This window comes from Caulobacter zeae, assembly GCF_002858925.1.
Classification (GTDB): domain Bacteria; phylum Pseudomonadota; class Alphaproteobacteria; order Caulobacterales; family Caulobacteraceae; genus Caulobacter; species Caulobacter zeae.
In genome coordinates this window covers 40,083-59,081 of record NZ_PJRS01000039.1, presented here as the reverse complement: position 1 = coordinate 59,081, position 18,999 = coordinate 40,083, and the positions used below count along the sequence as shown (strand labels likewise).

The window sequence follows — 18,999 nt, the reverse complement described above, 5'->3', positions numbered from 1 at the left end:
CGTAGCCACCCCCACCCAACCCTCCCCCATCGAGGGGGAGGGCTCAGTTGGGAGCTAACCTTGAAGATCACCCGCCTGGGCTGGACCGCCTACGCAGTCGCCGTCGCCACGGTGGTGCTCGACCAGATCTCCAAGCTCTGGGTGCTGGGCCTGCTGGGCTCGGCCCAGGGCTCCAGCGCCTCGCTGCTGGGTCCGGTCAAGCTGACCATGGTCCATAACTACGGCATGAGCTTTGGCCTGCTGCGCGACCACGCCGAGTGGGGGCGCTGGCTGCTGACGGTCTTCTCGGCCGCGGTCGTGGTCGGCCTCTCGATCTGGGCGCGCAAGGCCGTGCGGCCGCTGACGGCCCTGGGCCTTGGCATGATCATCGGCGGGGCGATCGGCAACAACCTGATCGACCGGGTGATCTATGGCTACGTCGTCGACTTCATCGACGTGTCGCGACTCTATTTCCCCTGGGTGTTCAACGTCGCCGACTCGGGCATCAGCGTCGGGGTGGCGTTCCTGTTGCTGGACAGTTTCATCGGTGAAGAGAACAAGCTCTCACACCAGACGGAATAGGGGCCAAACCGGGGCTTAGCGCCCAAGCAAGGCCACAAATTCGAAGGACATTGGCGCCCGCCTTCGGATGTCGTATCGAGGGCGTCCGATTTTCGGCCCCGGGGGCGGCCGCTGGAGCATGGGTTCATGAAGTTCAACCGGGTTGCGACCCTGAGCGTGCTGGCCGCCGTGGCCGCCACCGGTCTGGCCGGCTGCCAGTCGGCCTCGAAGGCCCTGGGCATGAGCAAGGTGGTCCCCGACGAGTTCCGCGTCGTCACCAAGGCTCCGCTCGTCGTTCCGCCGGACTACAGCCTGCGCCCGCCGGCGCCTGGCGAGCCGCGTCCGCAGGAACTGCAGCCGGAAAGCGCCGCGCGTCAGGCCCTGCTGGGCCAGAGCCTGGCCGCCAACCGCACCGACGGTGAAAAGCTGCTGGTCTCCAAGGCCGGCGTCGACAAGGCCGACCCGCTGATCCGCTTCGTCGTCGACGACGAGAACGGCGACCTGGCGCACAAGGACGAGAGCTTCGCCAAGAAGGTCATGTTCTGGCGCAAGGACGACAAGACCGCCGGCGCGGTCACGGCGGCCGAGGCCGGCGCCACGGCTCCGGTGCCGGTCGACGCGGCCGCCGAGGAAGAGCGCCTGAAGACCCTCACGGGCGGCGGCGCGATCGTCATCACCCGCGACAAGCAGGGCAAGATCAAGCTGCCGGGCCTGTAAGGCCCGCTGCGATCAGGCATCGAAGCATTTTCAAACGAAGCGGATGCCGGTTCGTCGCTAGAAAATGCGTCGGCAAGCATCGAGAATTCGACGGCCCGGAGGCTTGGCTTCCGGGCCGTTTGCTTTGTGGATCAGTCGCGTGCTGTGCGTTCCAGGATGGCGCGCAGCGACTGGGCCTTCTGAGGCAGCTCGGACGACAGCCGCGAGGCCATCTCCCGCAGGCCTACGGCATAGGCCTCGCCCCCGTGCGCGATCTGCTGGGCCCGTTCGCCCAGGGCGAGCAGGTCCCGTTCCAGGGCCTCGACTTCTTCACGGGCCAGCTGGCGGGCCTCTTGTTGCAGGCGTTGCAGGCGCTGGGCCGTCGTCTCCGGCCCACGGGTAAGGTTGTAGACTTCAGCGCCGGCGGTTTCTTCCGGCACGACGGTCAGATGCGGACCGCTCATCGTCATCGGCTCCTCGAACTCACGGAACCCCCATGCAGAGACAATGAACCTACAAGCCTTGCTGTTCCTGTAAAAAAGCGACGTTCTCCGCGAAGCTCGGCGTTTGTGGCGCGGGCGCCACATAAGGTATTTTGGCTAGGCTCGGCGCCTATTCCTTGGGCTGCGGCGGCGCTTGCTCATCCCTGACCTCGCAGGGGCCGACATAGACGCTCTCGCTGTGCAGCCGCATCGTCTTGGACGCGCCGTAGGCCTGCACCTTCATTTCAAGGTCGGTGGTCGTGTGGGTCTGGAAGTCGCCCTTCACCACGCCGGCCAGGCTGTAGGTTATGGCGTCCTTGCGGCAGGTCAGTTCCAGCGTGAAACCGTCGATGACCTGGGTGACCTGGGGCTGGCCGCACGGCGCGGCCTTGGCGGCCTCGGCGGCGGGGTCATGGCCCTCAGTGACGCACTGGGTGGTGCTCTGCTCGCCGCTGGGCGTGCTGGCGGTGGTCTTCCAGAGGCCGGCGCGCAGCGGCTTGGGCGGACCGCCCGCCGCGGGCGCGGCCTCGCTCCTGGCCGAGGACGCTACGGCGGCCGGGGCGGCGGCCTTGTCGTCATTGCGCGAGCAGCCGGCCGCCGCGAGAACGGCCAGGAGCAGGGCGAGGCGGGCGGCGGTGGTCATCGGCTACTGTCCCGAAAAGCTCGGCGCGGTCGGGCGCTTCGATCCGAACAATACCCGGACCTCCCGCCCGGTTGCCAGAGGGTCAGCCGACGGCGGGCGCGTAGGCCGCGGGCGCGACCGGAGCCTGGGCGGCCGGGGCAGGGGCGGGCTGGGGCGCGGGGCGGGTGAACTTGACGCTGCGGCCCTGGAAGTCGGCGCCGCTCTCCATGGCCAGCTGTTCGTGGGCGATGTCGCCCTCGACCTTGGCTGTGCCGTAGAGGCGCACCTGGCGGGCCGCGACGGCGCCGATCACCTTGCCGTGGATTTCGACGGCCTGGGCGGCGATCGAGCCCTCCACGCGGCCGTTGGGGCCCAGGACCAGCTTGCCCACCTTGATGTCGCCCTGGACCACGCAGTCCAGGTGCAGTTCGCCATCGCCGGAGACATCGCCGCGGATGGTCAGGCCCTGTGCGATCAGCGAGGCGGGCTTGGGACGCGGCGGCGGCGCGGGCGCGGCGGCCTGGGCCAGCGGCGCGGGCGTCGGAGCGGCCGCCAGCGGCTCCAGGGCCAGCGGGGCGGGGGCGTCTTTCTTCTTCTGGAACATGAGGCGGCGGCTTTCTCGAATTAGGTCGCTTGCCAGCTTGACCAGCAAACGCGGCGCCAATCGGAAAGCCCCGTTTCAGTTTTCTGCCGCTACCAGGGCCGGCGGCCCGCCACGGTCTCGAAGAACAGCCGGAAATCGCCCATCAGGCTGTAGAGCGGATAGGTGAAGGTGGCCGGGCGGTTCTTCTCGAACACGAAGTGGCCGACCCAGGCGAAGCCATAGCCGATCAGCGGCGCGAGCAGGAAGAACCACGGGCTGACCGTGAAGCCCATCACCAGGCTGACGATCACCAGCCCCGTGCCGATGACGTGCAGCCGGCGGCTGGTGCGGTTGAGATGTTCGGAGAGATAGAAGGGATAGAAGTCGGCGAAGGTGCGATAGCGCTCCTCGCTAGAGGCGCGGTGTTCGCCGGCTTGGTCGGCGTGCTGGCCCATGGGGCTTGTCCTCCCGGTCGATGTGGCTCGACCTTGCGCCTAGGAGAGGACGGTCCGTCTTCGGATGCAAGGGGGGGCAAGGGGTCTCGTCGAGGGCGGCCCCCACCGCCCTCGAACGAACGCCCCTCAGCCCAGCGGGCTGACGTAGGGGCTGACCAGGCCCAGCGGCACGGCGGTCGAGTTCTTGACGCCGCGGATGACGATGCGGCTCTCGATGTTCGACACCAGGCCCAGCGACAGGATCTTGTCGCGCAGGAACTCGTCGAAGGCGTGCATGTCGCGGGTGACGATGCGCATCTCGTAGTCGGCCGCGCCGGTCACGGTGGCGCACTGCACCACTTCGGCCCACTTGGCGACCGCGTGCTCGAAGGTCTCGAGGTTTTCCTTGGTCGGCAGCGACAGCTTCACGGTGCAATAGACCTCGAAGCCCAGGCCCAGCTTTTCGCGGTCCAGGATGGTCACGCGGCGCTGGATGACGCCGGCGTCTTCCAGCCGCTTGATACGCCGCCAGCACGGGCTGGAGGACAGCCCGACTCGCTCGGCGATCTCGGCGACGGACAGTCCGGCGTCGTGTTGGATGAGATCCAGGATCTTGGCATCCACGGCGTCGAGTTGTTCGGACAAGAATTCCTCCCCCCAGAGGGTGTTTGACGCGTCGATCTTGCGCAAAGCCCGCCTGAGTCGGGCACGCCTTGGGCAAACAATTTCCGCGCTTCTATAAGATATTGCCTTACGGGCGAAAAGACCCGGGAGGAAAATTTTTGCCATGCGGCACTCGGAAGTCACGCTCGACGACAAATATGTGCTCGAAGATGGTCGCGCCTTCATCACTGGCGTGCAGGCGCTGCTCCGTGTGCTGCTCGATAGAAAGCGCCTGGACCGACTCGCCGGCCTGAACACAGCCGGCTTCATGTCGGGCTATCGCGGCTCGCCGCTCGGGGGGCTCGACCAGCAGGCCGCCCGCATCCGCAAGCTGCTCGATGCGCACGACGTGGTCTTCAAGGAAGGCCTGAACGAAGACCTCGCCGCCACGGCGGTCTGGGGCAGCCAGCAGGCCAACCTCTTCCCCGGCGCTACGCATGATGGCGTCTATGGCATGTGGTACGGCAAGGCGCCGGGCGTCGACCGCACCGGCGACGTCTTCAAGCACGCCAACTTCGCCGGCACGTTCCCGACCGGCGGCGTCCTGGCCGTGGCCGGCGACGACCACGCCTGCAAAAGCTCGACCCTGCCGTCGCAGTCAGAGTTCGCCTTTCAGGACTTCGAGATCCCCGTCCTGTCGCCGGCCGACGTGCAGGAGGTGCTGGACTACGGCATCCTGGGTATCGCCATGTCGCGGTTCTCGGGCCTGTGGACCGGCCTGATCGCTCTCGCCGACACCATGGACAGCGGCGTCACGATCGACGTCTCGCTGGGTCGCCACCAGGCGGTCATTCCCGAATTCGCCATGCCGCCCGGCGGCCTTGGCATCCGGCTGAAGGATCAGCCGATGGAGAAGGAGCGCCGTCTCCGCCTCCACAAGATCCCCGCTGCCCTGGCCTTCGCCCGCGCCAACCAGATCGACCGCGTGGTGCTGGGCGCTTCGCATGTGAAGGTCGGCAAGGCCCGCCTGGGCATCGTCTGCCAGGGCCAGGCCTACAAGGACGTGCTCGAGGCCTTCTCGGCCATGGGCATGAGCCTGCAGGAAGCCGCCGACCTGGGCGTCTCGGTCTACAAGGTGGGCATGCCCTGGCCGCTGGAGCCGCTCGGCCTGCGCGCCTTCGCCGCCGGCCTCGAGACCCTGATGGTGATCGAGCACAAGCGCGCCCTGATCGAGCCCCAGGCCCGGGCCGCGCTCTACGACCTGCCGGCCCAGGCCCGTCCGCGGATCATCGGCAAGACCGACGAGAAGGGCCATCCGCTGTTGTCGGAGCTGGGCTCGCTGTCGGTGGCCGAAATCGCCCTGGCCATCTACGACCGCCTGCCCGACGGGCCGCATATGGAGCGCGCGCGGGCCTATCTGAACCGCGTCTCGGCCGCCGGCGTCGCCGCCGTCAGCCTGGCCTCGGACCAGGCGCGCAAGCCGTTCTTCTGTTCGGGCTGCCCGCACAACACCTCGACCAAGCTGCCGGAAGGCAGCCGGGCGCTGGCGGGCATCGGCTGCCACTACATGGCCGGCTTCAACGATCCCTCGACCGACCTCAACACCCACATGGGCGGCGAGGGCCTGACCTGGGTGGGCGCCGCGCCCTTCACCACCGAGAAGCACGTCTTCCAGAACCTGGGCGACGGCACCTACAACCACTCGGGTTCCCTCGCCATCCGCGCCGCCGTCGCGGCCGGGGCCAACATCACCTACAAGCTCTTGTTCAACGACGCCGTGGCCATGACCGGCGGCCAGCGCGCCGAGAGCGGCTTCACCCCGGCCCAGATCACCCGCCAGCTGGCCAGCGAGGGCGTGACCAAGACGGTCATCGTCGTCGACGAGCTGGAACGCTATGCCGGGGTCACCGATCTGGCCCCCGGCGTCGAGGTCTTCCCGCGCTCCGAGCTCATGACCGTGCAGAAGGCGCTGCGCGACACCCCCGGGACGACGGTGCTGCTCTACGACCAGACCTGCGCCACCGAGAAGCGCCGCCGCCGCAAGCGCGGGACCATGGCCAAGGCGACCCAGAAGGTGTTCATCAACCCGCTGGTCTGCGAGGGCTGCGGCGACTGCTCGGTGAAGTCCAACTGCGTGTCGGTGGAACCGCTCGACACCGCCTTTGGCCGCAAGCGCAAGATCAACCAGTCCAGCTGCAATCAGGACTATTCGTGCCTTGAGGGCTTCTGCCCGTCCTTCGTCACCCTGGAAGGGGCCGAGAAGGCCGGCGAGGAGGCCAAGCCCGCGCCGCTGTCGGCCGATTCCACGCCGCTGCCGGCCTTCGAAGAGTTCCACGGCGTGCGTCGGATCATCTTCACCGGCGTCGGCGGCACCGGCGTGACCACCGTGGCCTCGATCCTGGCCATGGCTGCGCACGTCGACGGCCGCGCCGGCAGCGTGGTGGACATGACAGGCCTGGCCCAGAAGGGCGGCTCGGTGTTCAGCCACGTCAAGATCGGCGAGACCGAGGAGACGGTGGTCGGCGGCCGCGTGCCCGCCGCCAGCGCCGACGTGCTGATCGCCTGCGACCTCTTGGTCGCCGCCAGTCCCGAGGCCCTGGCCCTCTACGCCAAGGACCGCACCATGGCCTTCGGCAACAGCGACTTCGCCCCCACCGCCGACTTCGTCACCAGCCGCGACGTGAAGTTCGACGGCGGCGCCATGGCCCGCCGGGTCAAGGCCGCCACCAAGGCCTTCGACGCCTGCCCCGCCCAGCGCCTGGCCGAGGCCCGCTTCGGCGACGCCATCTACGCCAACATGATCATGGTCGGCTTCGCCTGGCAGCGCGGGGTTATCCCGGTCTCCAGTCGCGCCCTCTATCGCGCCATCAAGCTGAACGGAGTGGACGCCGAGGCCAACCTGCAGGCCTTCGAGCTGGGCCGCCAGATCGCCTTCGACCCGGCCGCGGCCGGCGACAAGCCGGTGGCGGTCGTCACGCCCGAGACCGAGCCGCTGGACGCCCTGATCGCCCGCCGGGTGGAAGACCTGGTCGCCTACCAGGACGCCCACTACGCCGCCCGCTACGCCGAGCGCATCGCCAAGGTTCGCCATGCCGAGGTCGCGGTGGTGGGCGAGGGGGTTGAGCTGCTCCTGACCCGCGCGGCGGCGACCAACCTCTACAGGCTGATGGCCTACAAGGACGAGTACGAGGTCGCGAGGCTCTATACCGACGGCCGTTTCGCCAAGGAGCTGGCGGGAACCTTCAAGGGCGGCAAGGCCAAGGTCTGGCTGTCGCCGCCGCTGATCGCGCCCAAGGGCAAGGACGGCAAGCCGCGGAAGATCGCCTTCGGCGGCTGGATGCTGGACCTGGCCTTCCCGGCTATCGCCCGGATGAAGGGCCTGCGCGGCGGGGCCTTCGACATCTTCGGCAAGACCGAGGAGCGCAGGATGGAGCGCGGCCTGATCGCCGATTACGAGGTCACGCTGGACCGTCTGGGCGCGGGCCTGCGGGCCGAGAACAAGGCGCTGGCGCTCAAGCTGGCCCAGGTTCCGTCCGAGATCCGCGGCTATGGTCATGTCAAGGAAGCTGCGGTCGATAAGGCCAAGGCGACCGCGGCCAAGCTGTGGGGGCAGTGGGAGGGCTAAAGGCCCTCCCTATCGGTCCTTGCCGCCGTAAACCGCGCCATAGATCCGGCTGAGCGCGGTCCAGTCGAACACGGCGAAGATGCGCTGGCCCTCGGTGGGCGCGCCGTTGGCTGTGCGTTTCGGCGGCTTCAATTGGGAAGCCAGGGCCAGCATCGCCTCGCGCGCCGCCGCAGACAGCTCGGGACCGCTGGCCCCGCAGTCGGTCAAGGCGCCGTCGCGGGCCGTGCATTCGAGGTTGGCCATGCCGTTGACGGGGCCCAGGGCCGCGATCAGCGGGCCGGCGATGTGGGGTGGCGGCGAAGCTTCCCAGGTGATCGCGTGCAGCCGGCACTGCTGGTCGGCGTTGTCGGGCCGCGGGCAGGAAATCGAGCCGTCCTTGGCCGGGATCAGGGCCGCGGCGGCGCGGCCCGGCTGGAAGCTGACCGGCGCCGGCTTTCCGCCGTCGGGGCCGCCGACGAGGGTGATCGGAATAGTGATCATCGCCCCGCCCACCGGCGCGCCGTCCGCCGTGGCCGGCGCCATGCGGAACTTCGGAGCCAGCTTCAGGGCCATGTCGTCGAAATGGACGCCCTCGGGCGACGAGGCCGGCGCGCGGCAGGCCTCCATCCTGCCCTCGGGCGTCACCCGGCAGCGCATCAACGCCCAGCCGGAGAGATTCCTGCGGCGGGCCTCTTCCGGATAATAGCGATCGAGGTCCATGGGGCCCGGCTTGCTCTGCCAGATGACGCCCTCGGTCAATTCGCGCGCGGGCGGCGCGGGATCGGCGAGCGCTGGTCCGGCGGCGGCGAGGCTCAGGGCCAGGGCGAGAAGGCGTGCGGTCATGGAAAATCTCCTTCTCCGCTTATGGTCAAGTTTGGTGGAGCTCGCAATGTAGGCGCGAGCGTCGGGCGCGCCATGAGCCATGGCGGACAAGGAGGTTCGTGCTAGGCTTCCAGCCATGAACAAGCCGGTTCGCAGCGCTTCGATGGTTTCGGTCAATCTTCCGGCCAGCGCCGTCGAGGATCTGAACGCGCGGGTCGAGAGCGGGGAGTTCGCCTCGCTCGATGAAGCCGTCGTGGCCGCGCTGCTCGAACTCGAACATTTCCGCGCCGTCGAGCTGCTCGGCGGCGAGGCGGCCTTTCAGGCTCTTGCCGAAGGGATCGAGGCCGATCCGGCCACGGGCGCCGGTGAGGTGGACGCCTTCGAGTTTCTGCACGCCCTGAAGACCAGATACGAGGATATGGCGGACGCCCAGGACGATCAGGCTTGAAGCCGGTTCGCCTGAGCGCGTCGGCCGTGAAGGACATCAGCGCGATCGGTAACGATATCGCGGCTGACAAGCCGAAGGCGGCGGCCGGCTTTGTCGATCACCTCATCCAACGCTGCCACAGCCTGGCGAACGCGCCTGAGGAATACGGCCTGAAGCCGTCCTACGGACCCGGTGTCCGGGGCGTGACTGTTCCACCCTGCATCGTCCTCTACCGCATCCGCGAGCGGGGCATTCTCACACTTGGCGTCCGGCACGGGGCGCGTAAGCCGGTGGCGTTCAAATGACTGACTTCGATTTCGACGCCGTGGTGGTGGGCGCCGGCGCCGTGGGGCTGGCCTGCGGTTACGCCCTGGCGCAGCGGGGGCTGGTCGTGGCCGTGCTCGAGGCAGAGGGCCACATCGGCCAGGGCGTGTCGTCGCGCAATTCCGAGGTGATCCACGGCGGGCTCTATTACCCGACCGGCTCGCTGAAGGCCCGCCTGTGCGTGCAGGGGCGGCGGCGGCTCTATGCGTTTCTCGACGCCCACAAGGTCGCCTACAAGAAGTGCGGCAAGCTGGTGGTGGCCACCAGCGACGACGAGATCGCCCGGCTCGACGCCATCTGGGACCAGGCCCTGGCCAACGACGTCGAGGGCATGGAGCGGTTGTCCGGCGCGCAGGCCCAGGCGCTGGAGCCCGGCCTCAACGCCCACGCGGCCCTGCTGTCGCCGGAAAGCGGGGTCTTCGCCAGCCACGACTACATGCTGGCCCTGCATGGCGAGATCGAAGCCGCCGGCGGGGCGGTGGTTTTGTCGACGCCCTTCGAGGGCGCGACCCCGCTGGAGGGCGGCGGCTTTTCCGTGCGGGCCGGCGGCGTCGAGCCGACCAGCCTGACCTGTCGCCTGCTGGTCACCGCGCCGGGCCTTTCGGCCCAGGATGTGGCGGCCAGCATCGAGGGCTTTCCGAAGGACCAGATCCCGAAGGCCCACTACGGCAAGGGGGTCTATTTCCGCCTGACGGGAAAGGCGCCGTTCCAGCGCCTCGTATATCCGCCGCCGATCCATGGGGCGCTGGGCACCCACTATCGCAACGACATGGGCGGCCAGGCGGTGTTCGGGCCGGACCTGGAGTACGTGCCGGCGCCGGACTATTCGATCGATCCGAACCGGGCCGAGGCCTTCGCCGCCTATATCCGCAAGTTCTGGCCCGCTCTGCCTGATGGCGTGCTGACGCCCGACTACGCCGGCGTGCGGCCCAAGATCCACGGCCCCGACGAGCCCCAGCCCGATTTCCAGCTGCGAGGCGCCGACACCCACGGCCTGGCGGGCCTCGTGGCCCTGTTCGGCATCGAGAGCCCAGGCCTGACCAGCAGCCTGGCGATCGGCGAGGCGGTCGCCGACCTGCTGGTCGACGCGCCTTAAGTCGGCTGGCTGACACCAAACTCCGCCTCGTGCGTTAGCCGAAGAGGCTGTTCGACGGAGAGGGCGATGGTGGACGATTTCATCGACAGGCTGACTTCGCGCCTGGTGCGCGGCGCGGGCCTGGTCATGGCGGCGGCGATCGCCGCGATTTCGGGCGCGATGGCGGTGTTCGCCTTCCTGGCCTCATTGGTCGGCGCGGCCTGGGCCCACGCCATCGTCGCGGCGATCGCGGCGGCGGTGGTGGCGATCTGGGCGCTGGCCCAGTCCAACCAGCAGGCCAAGGAGCGCAAAGCCCCGATCGAAGAGCGGGTGGCCGACATCATCCTGGCTCACCCCACCGCCTCGTTCCTGGCGGGCCTCGCGGCCGGAGCCCTGGTCAAGGGCAAGCCCTCGGAGGCCCGCAAGGCCTGGCGCGCCCGCCGCGAGGTCGATTGATCGTCTGCTAGAGGTAGTCGGCCGGGGCGAACTCGGCCCGCACCGTCTCGCCGCCGCGCTTGAGCATCAGGGCGATCGGCTGGCCGACCGGCCCGTCCAGCAGGGCGATGGTCGCCTGCAGGTCGCGTCCGCCTTCGATGACGTCGCCCGGGAGCACGCCGGCCTTGGCCGCCGGACCGCCGGCGCCGACGACCTCCACCCGCACGGCGCCGCGCTGCTCGGCGACCCAGAGGCCCGAGCGGCCATAGCTGTTGGAGGTGGCCGCCTGGGCGTTGCGCCGGACCCACAGGGCCTCGGTGGACAGCGACCAGTTCATCATCCGCAGGAAGGGCAGGCCGGCAATCGCCCCGCCGCCGCGCTTGCCCTCGGGACGGATGGCGACGAGCGCCTGTTCCAGCACGATCGGGCCCAGTTCCAGGCGCTTGACGCGCACCAGCCGTCCGGGGTTCGGCGCGGTCCCCGTCACGCCGTTCGAGAGCTGGATCGGGGCGAAGGGCGTCGTGTCGTTCCACAGTCCGCGCGCGACGCCCTGCTCGTGGGAAATGCACAGGGCATGCGGCCAGCCGGTGTCCAGCAGGGCCTCGATCGGCTCGCCGTCGAGTATGACGTCGGCGAAGATGCGCTTGGTCGCGCCCTGGCTTTCCTGCCGCAGCTCGGCCTTCAATCGGGTGTAGCCCGTGCGGTCCGGCGGCGCGTCGGGAAACAGTCGCCATTGTGCCGCGTCGAGATCGAGCTCGCAGTCGCCGGCGGTAAGCAGGCCGGACGCCAGCGAGCCCTGTCCGCCGAGGCGGGCGCCGTCGACGCCGCCGAACATCACGTCGGGCTGTCGCAGGGCGCCGCCCAGCACGACGTCCTTGGCGGCGTAGATGGGCGAGCTCTTTCCGTTCAGCTGGATCGTTCTCACGCGTTTGAGCTTGAGCTCCTGCGCGAGGCTTTCGCGGATCAGGCTCAGCGCGCCGCCGGAGTCGATCACAAAGGGATAGGGGCCCTGGCCGCCGATCGCGACGTCGAGGAGAATCCGCTTGTCGTTGAGCGTGATCGGCGCGGCGATCACCCTGCCCGCGGCCAGGGCGGGGGCGGCGAGGCCCGCCAGCAGCGGCGACGAGAGCAGGGAAAGGGCGTGGCGGCGACTGATCATCTCGACCTCTAAGGTTGCACGCTCAGCCGTGCAGCCTTCGGTAGATTCGTCAATCGCTCGCCAGCGATGGTTCAGCCTTTGGGGACGATCCGGATGACCTTGCCGTCGTCCTCGTCGGTCACCGCCCAGACGGCGCCGTCGGGGCCGACGACGACATCGCGGATGCGTTCGCCGAATTCGACGGCGATGCGCTCCTCGCCGACCACCTTGTCGCCGTCCAGCGTCAGGCGGGCGATGTGGTGCTCCTTGAGCGAACCGACCAGCAGGCTGCCCTTCCAGGCGGGGAACAGGGCGCCTTCATAGAAGGCCATGCCCGAGGGCGCGATCACCGGATCCCAGTAATAGATCGGCTGTTCCAGGCCTTCCTTGGCCGTGATCCCGTCGCCGATCGGCTTTCCGGAGTATTCCTCGCCATAGGTGATCGACGGCCAGCCGTAGTTCTTGCCGGCGCGCGGGATGTTCAGCTCGTCGCCGCCCTTGGCGCCGTGCTCGACGGTCCACAGCTCGCCGGTCTTGGGGTTGATGGCGGCGGCCTGCAGGTTGCGGTGGCCGATCGACCAGATCTCGGGCTTGGCGCCGGCCTGGCCGACGAAGGGATTGTCGGCGGGGATCGAGCCGTCGGGCTTGATCCGCACCACCTTGCCCAGCGTGCCGTCGAGGTTCTGGGCCTGGCGACGGCCTTCGAGGATCGAGCGTTCGCCGGTGGTGACGAACAGGTCGCCGTCGCGGGCGAAGACCAGCCGGCCGCCGAAATGCAAGGCCGAGGCCAGGGTCGGGGTCTGGCGCCAGATGACCTGGACGTTCTCAAGCTTGGGCGCGGGGCCGGGAAGCAGCTTGCCGCGCGCCACGGCCGTGCCGTTGCCGCCGTCGCGCGGCTCGGCGTAGCTCCAGTAGACGAGGCCGTTCTCGGCGTAGTGCGGGTCGATCGCCAGGCCCAGCAGGCCGCCCTGGCCGTTGACGTCCACCGCTGGCAGGCCGGCCACGGCGGGCGACAGTTTACCGTCCTTGGCCAGGATCCGCAGGCGACCGGCGCCTTTCTCGGTCACCAGGGCCGAGCCGTCGGGCAGGAAGGCGATGGCCCACGGATGGTCCAGCCCCTTGGCCACGACCTGCACCTGGTACTCGACGCCGGCGGCCTTCAGCGGCGCGCGGGTCTGGCCGGCGAAGGCGGGTTTCTGGTCGGGCGCGTTGGCGACGCGGGTCTCGACCGGGCCGCCGTCGGCGGTGACCGCCGGAGCGCTGCTGTCTTGGGCCTCGCCGGGGCCGCAGGCGGCGATGGCGAGCAGGGCGGAGGCGGCGAAGAGCAGGGAAGAACGCATGCGGCGACCATAACCGCCTTTTCGTCCGGCGGGCGAGGGGGAGGCGGCCCATTTTCAGCCGATCCCATTTTCCGCGGCTCATTGACACCGACCGTGGCGCGGGGAAGTTTCCGGCCTTTCCCCCATTCGCTCTTCCCACTCGTTTCCGGAGCCCGCCCTTGACCGCCATCCTGCACGCCATGCTGGGCAAGGGTCTGGGCGGCCTGGAGCAGGTGTTCCTCGACTACCAGCCGATCCTGGAAGGCTGGGCGGCGCGCCGGGGCGGGATCTGCGCGGGCGTGGTTCGGGCCGGGGGGGCGGTGGCCAAGGCGCAGGCGGGGCGGACGCCGCCGCTGCTGTCGATGCCCGCCCACACCGACTGGGACCCGCTGACCCTGGGCGCGGCCGGGCGGATCGTGCGGGCGGTCAAGCCGGCGATCATTCTCAGCCACGGCCAGCGTCCGGCCCGCCTGTTCGAGAAGGCCGCGCCGAAGACGACGCGCCTGGCCATCTGCGTCCACAAGCCGGTGTTCGACATCGAGACCACCCGCACAGACTATGTCTGCGTTGGTCGCCACCTGGCCGAGCTGGCGGTCAAGCGTGGGATCCCGGCGCAGCGCGTGCACTTCGTGCCCAACGCCGTGAAGATCCCGAGCATGCTGGCCCAGCCGTTCGCGCAGGCCGCCCGCCCGCCGCGCATCGTCGCCGCCGGCCGCCTGCATCCCAAGAAGGGCTTCGACGTGCTGGTCGCCGCCGCCGCGCTGCTGCGCGACCGAGGGCTTGCCTTCGAGGTCGAGATCGCCGGCGAGGGCGACGAGCGCGGCAAGCTCGAAGGCCTGATCGCCGAGCATGGCCTGGTTGATCGCGTACGGCTGGTCGGCTGGCGAGACGCGTCGGCCTTCCTGGCCACGGGCGACGTCTTCGCCTTCCCCTCCTATCAGGAGGGATTTCCGCTGGTGTTGCTGGAGGCCATGGCCGTCGGCTTGCCGGTCGCCGCCAGCGCCATTCCCGGGCCCGACGAGATGATCGTCGAGGGCGCCAGCGGCCGCCTGCTGCCGCCCGGCGACGCCGCGGCCCTGGCCGACGCCCTCGCGGGCCTGATCGCCGATCCGGCCTTGTCGGTCGCTTTCGGCCGAAAGGCGCGGGAAGCCGTGCTGGCAGACTACGGTCCCGACAGCCTGGCCAAGCGTTTGAGCGCAGTTGTGGATGAGATCGCAAACCGGGCTTGAAGCCCGCCCCGGTTTGCGCTTATAAGCCCGCTCCGCTTCGGCGGCTGGGTAGCTCAGATGGTTAGAGCGGTGGATTCATAACCCACAGGTCGGCGGTTCGATCCCGCCCCCAGCCACCAACGGTTTCTCCCGACAATCCGTTGTATTCCTTTCGCTTCCGCACTGGCTGCGGCGAGCTCGCCTAGGCTTTTGAGGCGATGGGCGATCCCTCCATTCAATATGTTCCGGCCAATTCCGATACGCCGGTAGCGAGCGGCTCGTCGCCCTGGCCGGTCGCCTATCGCGATGCGCCGCCCAGGGTTGAAATGGCTGGTTGTCAGGTAATTTATATCAATGTAAGTATTGGCGGCAAATAACAACAAAGCGTGGGGAGTTGAGCGTGATCAAGTACGCAGCCGTCCTGTCCGCCGCCATTGCCCTGGCGACCGCGGGCGCCGCCAGTTCTGCCTCGGCCGCGACGTTCACGCCAAGTCCCGTCTCGAACTTCACCCTGAGCGGAAACTTGACGGTTGGGCACCCGCAGGCTTCGAGCGTCAATTGCTCGGTCGAGATGACGGGCAACATCGACAGCAGCGGCGCAACGGCGGTGATCTCCAGTGTGGCGATCAGCCCTGGCGACTGGGTCTGCGGCTATCTGCTGACGGCCAACGGCATGCCCTGGATCGTTCTGCCCACGAGCACGTCTTCGGTCATGATCTGGATGGGCTTCAACTCGCCCTGGACCTGCGGCGGCGCGACGACGGCCAGCTGGACGAACGGGGCGCCCAGCACGGTCACCTTCTCGAGCGCGACGGTTCCCGGATCGCCAGGGTGCAGCGTGAGCGGCACGCTGACCGCCTCGCATTCGGTGACCATCATGTAGGCGGGGGCGTCAGCCCGCCGCCTGTTCCTCGGCGACGTATACGGTCGCAAGGCGGAAGAGTTCGTTGCGCACGGGCTCGGGCAGGGCGACGGCGGCTTCCATGAACGGGCCCGCCTCGCGCAGGCTCACGAAACGGGCGATCAGGCTTTCGCCGCCGCTGGCGACGACGTCGACGCCCTCGAACAGCGCCCCGACAGGCAGCGACAGGGCGCGGGCCACCTCGACCAGCTTGGACGCGCTGATGCGGTTCTCGCCGGTCTCGTACTTCTGGATCTGCTGGAAGGTCAGGCCCAACGCCGTGCCCAACTCCTCCTGCGAGACGCCGGCCGCGCGGCGATGGGCGCGGATCATCGCGCCGACGTGCCGGTCGATCGGGTGCGTGGGGGGCGGGGTCGCCATGACGTTATTTCCGTATACGAAAATCAACGTTTTGGCTTTGCCTCGCGGGCGTTGAAAACACAAGCGTCCAGGCGCGCGCACGCGCGAATGTTCCGTTCGGTCAAGTTCGATCCGCGACGGCGCGACGGGATCAGGCCGACAGCACCGCCAGCACGCCCTCCGGAACGCCGTCGCGGCGCACCGTGGCCAGCGCCAGTTCGACCGTGCGCTCGGCCCCGTCCTTGACCAGCAGGGTCACCGGCAGGCGGGTGGGGGCGTCGCCCTGCAGCGCGTGCTCGACGGCCTGGGTCAGGGCGCGGCGCTCGGCCGGGCGGACGATGTCGCTGAGCCGGCAGTCGCGCAGTTCGGCTTCGGAAAAGCCGGTCAGCCGCAGGAAGTCGGCGTCCATCGAGGCCAGCACGCCGCGAATGTTGAGGCGGGCGGTGGCCACGTCCGGCAGCACAGACAGGGCGGTCTCCAGCGCGGCGGCGCGGTCGAGGCGGGCGCGCAGGTCGCGCTCCTCGGTGCGGTTGACGAACAAGGCCGCTACGCCGCCAGGGTAGGGGAAGACGCGCACGCCGAAGCAGCGGCCCGACTGCACCGTCGATTCCGATTCGAACTCCAGCGTCTCGCCGGTGCGCAGCACGCGGCGGAACTGCTCGCCGATCAGGGCCTGCACCGGGGCGCTGAACACCTCGGTCCAGGCCAGGCCGACCAGTTGCGCCGCGCTGGCCCCCTTGAGGTCCTCGAAGACGGCGTTGACGGCGGTGATCCTGAGATCGGGGTCGAGCGCCACGAAGGCCTCGTTGAGATGCCCCAATACAGCCGAGCGGGCCGTCTCGGCGGTCTGCAAGGCGGAATCGTTGTCGAAGCCGGCCGGTCCTTCGGCGAGGCCCGCGGCCGCGTAGTGCTCGGCCGAGATCATCACCACCCGTGGTCGGCCGTGGTGAGTCACGATCACCGGTCCAGACAGGGCTACGTCCTGCCATTGACCGAAATTCCTGCTGATTTCCCCGGCGGTCACCCTGGCCGGTGCGATGTCGCGCGACTTCATATCACCCTCTCCAGATCCACGCAAAATCCGGACGCTCCGCAATCGCTGAAACAAACTCTCGGAATGGTTGGTCGGTTGCGACTTAAAGTTACCGCCACGCGAGTCTGGGGACAACAGTGTTATCCCAGCGGCACAACGTCGCACTAAGGCCAAGTTCTCAACTACGCGAACTTCAAATAACGCGGATTTTCCGTGAGAACTCGCCGACAGCCAAGGTCGACTTACGCTCATGCCGCAACCCAAGGGATGTGCGGAGGCGTAGATGCGCAAACAGCAGTTCTTCCAGAAGTTCGGCGCGGACCGGACCGGGACCGCTTTGGTCGAGTTCGCCCTCGTGTGTCCGATGCTGATCATGCTCGTGGTGGGCATGCTCGGCTGGGGCGCCTACTTCTGGATGGCCCACTCGGTGCAGCAGGTGGCCAACGACGCCGCACGAGCGGCGGTGGCCGGGCTGACCGGCGCCGAGCGCGCCTCGCTGGCCAAGGCCGCCGTCGCCGAGGGCGTCGCCGACTATTCCGGCCTCGATACGAGCCTGGTGAAGACCACCGTCACCGAGCGCTCCGACCGCACCGTGGTCGCGGTCTCCTACGACGCCTCCAAGACCGTCGTCTTCGCCTTCGCCAAGATCGCGCCGATGCCGTCGAGCATGATCACGCGCCAGGCCTCGGTCCGCCTGGGAGGCTACTGAATGATGCGCCGTTGGCTTCGCGATCAGAACGGGGGCGTGGCGATCATCGCCGCGGCCGCCCTGACCGGGGGCGTCGGCCTGGCCGCCCTGGCCGTCGACGTGGGCTCGGTCTACCTGCAGGCGCGCCGGCTTCAGGGCGTGGCCGACCTGGCGGCCCTAGCCGCCGCGAGCGATATCGCCCGCGCCCAGGCCGCGGCCAACGCCACGGTCGAGATCAACCCGGTCGGCGGCGCGGTCACCGCGCAGGTCGCGCGCGGGCGCTATGATCCCCGGGCGACCGGCGGTCCCAGCCAGCGCTTCAAGCCCGGCGAGGTCGACCCCGACGCAGCCCGCGTGGTTCTGGACGGCGAAGCCGACCTGTTCTTCGGCCAGGCCCTGCTGGGCAAGAAGAAGATCCCGATCCGCCGCCAGGCCACGGCCACGCGCGCCGACCTCGCCAGTTTCTCGATTGGAACCCGGCTGGCCAGCCTCGACGCCGGGGTGGCCAACGCCCTGCTGACCGGCCTGACCGGCAGCAAGGTCAGCCTGTCGGTCATGGACTACAACGCCCTGGCCGACGCCGATGTCGACCTCTTCGACTATCTCGATGCGCTGGACACCAAGCTGGGGATCAACGCCGCCAGCTACGACGACCTGCTGGCGACCAACGTCAAGACGGGCAAGGCGCTGTCGGTGCTGGCCGACGTGCTGAACGCCGCCGGCGACAGTCGCGCCGCCAGCGCCGCCACCGTGCTGGCCTCGGCGACGGCCTCCAGCCAGAGCGTCAAGCTCAGCACCCTGGTCGATCTGGGCCCCTATGGCGGCCAGGACCACGTGGCCGGCGGGTCCAGCGCCGGGATCGGCACCGACGCCATGCAACTCGCCAACGCCATGCTGATGCTCAGCAACGGCGCCCGCCAGGTCCAGCTGGATCTGGGGACAGCCGTTCCGGGCCTGGCCGACGTCGACGCCTGGCTGGCCATCGGCGAGCCGATGAACAACTCGCCGTACATGACCGTGACGCAGGACAAGTCGGTGGTGATTCGCACCGCCCAGACGAGGCTCTATGTCGAGGCCAAGCTCCTGGGCTCGGGCATCCTGGGCGGCCTGGCCCAGGTCAAGGTGCCGCTGCTGGTCGAGCTGGCCTCGGGCGAGGCCAAGCTGGCCGCGCTGGACTGCAAGGCGCGCACGACCACCCTGGCGGTCAAGCCCAGCGTCGGCTCGCTGACCATCGGTCAGGTCGACACCACCAAGCTGAACAACTTCAAGGTCGGCCTGACCCCGACCAAGGGCCGCATCGTCCAGGCCCCGCTGTTCACCGTCGACGGCTCGTCCAAGGTCGATCTCGGCGGGGCGACGTTCCGCAACGTGGTGTTCAGCAGCGCCGACGTGGCGGCCGGCACGGTCAAGACCGTGAAGACCAACGATCTGGTGTCGACCACGGTGGCCACGCTGATCGGCAACCTGTCGCTGGACGTCAACCTGCTGGGCCTGCAACTGGGCCTGGGCGAGTCGTCGATCCTGGCCGCCCTGAAGCCGCTGCTGGCGGCGGCCGCCTCGCCCCTGGACGTGGCGATCAACCGCCTGACCGCCCTGGTCGGCGTGGGCCTGGGCGAGGCCGACGTGCGGACCAACGGCATGCGCTGCGGCGCCCCGGCCCTGGTGGCCTGATGAGTTCTAACCCCGAGGAAGGAAAGCGTAGTTC

The 18,999-nt window shown here is 68.9% G+C and carries 21 protein-coding genes and 1 tRNA gene; 12 read left to right on the top strand and 10 right to left on the bottom strand.

All coding sequences use genetic code 11. The features are described from left to right. The first annotated feature begins 60 nt into the window (after positions 1-60). Both lspA and SGCZBJ_RS18400 read left to right on the top strand, forming a co-directional pair. Positions 61-561 carry a signal peptidase II gene (lspA, locus tag SGCZBJ_RS18405; RefSeq protein WP_240621566.1) on the top strand — a complete coding sequence of 167 codons (501 nt, stop codon included), beginning with the start codon at positions 61-63 and terminating at the stop codon, positions 559-561. 126 nt (positions 562-687) lie between these two features. Next, on the top strand, positions 688-1,257 hold the full coding sequence (locus SGCZBJ_RS18400) for a DUF3035 domain-containing protein (protein ID WP_101719410.1): 570 nt from the start codon (positions 688-690) through the stop codon (positions 1,255-1,257). Between the two features lie 131 nt (positions 1,258-1,388). Here the strand turns inward: SGCZBJ_RS18400 and SGCZBJ_RS18395 are convergent, their stop codons facing one another. The 5 genes from SGCZBJ_RS18395 to SGCZBJ_RS18375 form a co-directional block, all read right to left on the bottom strand. Further along, positions 1,389-1,700: a hypothetical protein gene (locus SGCZBJ_RS18395; protein ID WP_101719456.1), complete on the bottom strand. Its 312-nt coding sequence runs from the start codon at positions 1,698-1,700 to the stop codon at positions 1,389-1,391. A gap of 148 nt (positions 1,701-1,848) precedes the next feature. Then, positions 1,849-2,361, bottom strand: a complete 513-nt coding sequence (locus SGCZBJ_RS18390) for a DUF3617 domain-containing protein (protein WP_101719409.1) — start codon at positions 2,359-2,361, stop codon at positions 1,849-1,851. An 82-nt stretch (positions 2,362-2,443) separates the two neighbouring features. After that, complete coding sequence (locus SGCZBJ_RS18385; protein WP_101719408.1) at positions 2,444-2,944, bottom strand: bactofilin family protein; 501 nt, start codon at positions 2,942-2,944, stop codon at positions 2,444-2,446. An 89-nt stretch (positions 2,945-3,033) separates the two neighbouring features. After that, positions 3,034-3,378 carry an Mpo1-like protein gene (locus tag SGCZBJ_RS18380; protein WP_101719407.1) on the bottom strand — a complete coding sequence of 115 codons (345 nt, stop codon included), beginning with the start codon at positions 3,376-3,378 and terminating at the stop codon, positions 3,034-3,036. 126 nt (positions 3,379-3,504) lie between these two features. Next, positions 3,505-4,002 (bottom strand): Lrp/AsnC family transcriptional regulator, encoded by a 498-nt coding sequence (locus SGCZBJ_RS18375; protein WP_058348122.1) that lies wholly within the window; start codon positions 4,000-4,002, stop codon positions 3,505-3,507. Between the two features lie 142 nt (positions 4,003-4,144). Here SGCZBJ_RS18375 and SGCZBJ_RS18370 point away from each other — a divergent pair, with 142 nt between their 5' ends. Next, on the top strand, positions 4,145-7,585 hold the full coding sequence (locus SGCZBJ_RS18370; protein ID WP_101719406.1) for an indolepyruvate ferredoxin oxidoreductase family protein: 3,441 nt from the start codon (positions 4,145-4,147) through the stop codon (positions 7,583-7,585). Between the two features lie 9 nt (positions 7,586-7,594). Here SGCZBJ_RS18370 and SGCZBJ_RS18365 read toward each other — a convergent pair whose 3' ends face one another. Further along, positions 7,595-8,407, bottom strand: coding sequence for an energy transducer TonB (locus SGCZBJ_RS18365; RefSeq protein ID WP_165799370.1), 813 nt, complete (start codon positions 8,405-8,407; stop codon positions 7,595-7,597). 115 nt (positions 8,408-8,522) lie between these two features. Between SGCZBJ_RS18365 and SGCZBJ_RS18360 the strand changes: the two genes are divergently transcribed. The 4 genes from SGCZBJ_RS18360 to SGCZBJ_RS18345 all read left to right on the top strand — a co-directional run bounded on the left by SGCZBJ_RS18360 (position 8,523) and on the right by SGCZBJ_RS18345 (position 10,668). Then, entirely contained in the window at positions 8,523-8,834 is a 312-nt protein-coding gene (locus SGCZBJ_RS18360; RefSeq protein ID WP_101719404.1) for a ribbon-helix-helix domain-containing protein, read from the top strand. Beyond that, on the top strand, positions 8,831-9,118 hold the full coding sequence (locus SGCZBJ_RS18355; RefSeq protein ID WP_165799369.1) for a type II toxin-antitoxin system RelE/ParE family toxin: 288 nt from the start codon (positions 8,831-8,833) through the stop codon (positions 9,116-9,118). Before SGCZBJ_RS18360 ends, SGCZBJ_RS18355 begins: the two co-directional genes overlap by 4 nt. Next, complete coding sequence (locus tag SGCZBJ_RS18350; RefSeq protein WP_101719402.1) at positions 9,115-10,233, top strand: NAD(P)/FAD-dependent oxidoreductase; 1,119 nt, start codon at positions 9,115-9,117, stop codon at positions 10,231-10,233. The genes SGCZBJ_RS18355 and SGCZBJ_RS18350 overlap by 4 nt, the downstream gene beginning before the upstream one ends. Positions 10,234-10,299: 66 nt before the next feature. Continuing rightward, on the top strand, positions 10,300-10,668 hold the full coding sequence (locus tag SGCZBJ_RS18345; RefSeq protein WP_101719401.1) for a hypothetical protein: 369 nt from the start codon (positions 10,300-10,302) through the stop codon (positions 10,666-10,668). A gap of 7 nt (positions 10,669-10,675) precedes the next feature. On the opposite strand, the gene SGCZBJ_RS18340 is transcribed toward SGCZBJ_RS18345, so the two are convergent. Together SGCZBJ_RS18340 and SGCZBJ_RS18335 are read right to left on the bottom strand one after the other, a co-directional pair. Continuing rightward, entirely contained in the window at positions 10,676-11,806 is a 1,131-nt protein-coding gene (locus tag SGCZBJ_RS18340; protein ID WP_101719400.1) for a pepsin/retropepsin-like aspartic protease family protein, read from the bottom strand. A 71-nt stretch (positions 11,807-11,877) separates the two neighbouring features. Further along, complete coding sequence (locus tag SGCZBJ_RS18335) at positions 11,878-13,125, bottom strand: PQQ-dependent sugar dehydrogenase (protein WP_101719399.1); 1,248 nt, start codon at positions 13,123-13,125, stop codon at positions 11,878-11,880. Positions 13,126-13,283: 158 nt separating this feature from the next. Here SGCZBJ_RS18335 and SGCZBJ_RS18330 point away from each other — a divergent pair, with 158 nt between their 5' ends. The 3 genes from SGCZBJ_RS18330 (at position 13,284) to SGCZBJ_RS25450 (ending at position 15,195) form a co-directional block, all read left to right on the top strand. Next, positions 13,284-14,333: a glycosyltransferase gene (locus SGCZBJ_RS18330; protein WP_101719398.1), complete on the top strand. Its 1,050-nt coding sequence runs from the start codon at positions 13,284-13,286 to the stop codon at positions 14,331-14,333. A gap of 42 nt (positions 14,334-14,375) precedes the next feature. After that, positions 14,376-14,452: transfer RNA gene (locus SGCZBJ_RS18325), tRNA-Met, on the top strand. A gap of 260 nt (positions 14,453-14,712) precedes the next feature. Beyond that, positions 14,713-15,195, top strand: a complete 483-nt coding sequence (locus SGCZBJ_RS25450; RefSeq protein ID WP_133149290.1) for a protein activator of alkane oxidation PraB — start codon at positions 14,713-14,715, stop codon at positions 15,193-15,195. A 9-nt stretch (positions 15,196-15,204) separates the two neighbouring features. On the opposite strand, the gene SGCZBJ_RS18310 is transcribed toward SGCZBJ_RS25450, so the two are convergent. Next, the gene (locus SGCZBJ_RS18310; protein ID WP_101719395.1) at positions 15,205-15,594 is read right to left on the bottom strand and encodes a helix-turn-helix domain-containing protein; all 390 of its coding nucleotides are present in this window, start codon (positions 15,592-15,594) and stop codon (positions 15,205-15,207) included. A gap of 130 nt (positions 15,595-15,724) precedes the next feature. Next, positions 15,725-16,627, bottom strand: coding sequence for a PAS domain-containing protein (locus tag SGCZBJ_RS18305; protein ID WP_101719394.1), 903 nt, complete (start codon positions 16,625-16,627; stop codon positions 15,725-15,727). Positions 16,628-16,889: 262 nt separating this feature from the next. On the opposite strand from SGCZBJ_RS18305, the gene SGCZBJ_RS18300 reads away from it, so the two are divergent. Together SGCZBJ_RS18300 and SGCZBJ_RS18295 are read left to right on the top strand one after the other, a co-directional pair. Further along, positions 16,890-17,315 (top strand): TadE family protein, encoded by a 426-nt coding sequence (locus SGCZBJ_RS18300; protein WP_101719393.1) that lies wholly within the window; start codon positions 16,890-16,892, stop codon positions 17,313-17,315. Continuing rightward, complete coding sequence (locus SGCZBJ_RS18295; RefSeq protein WP_240621565.1) at positions 17,316-18,965, top strand: pilus assembly protein TadG-related protein; 1,650 nt, start codon at positions 17,316-17,318, stop codon at positions 18,963-18,965. Positions 18,966-18,999: the final 34 nt, after the last annotated feature.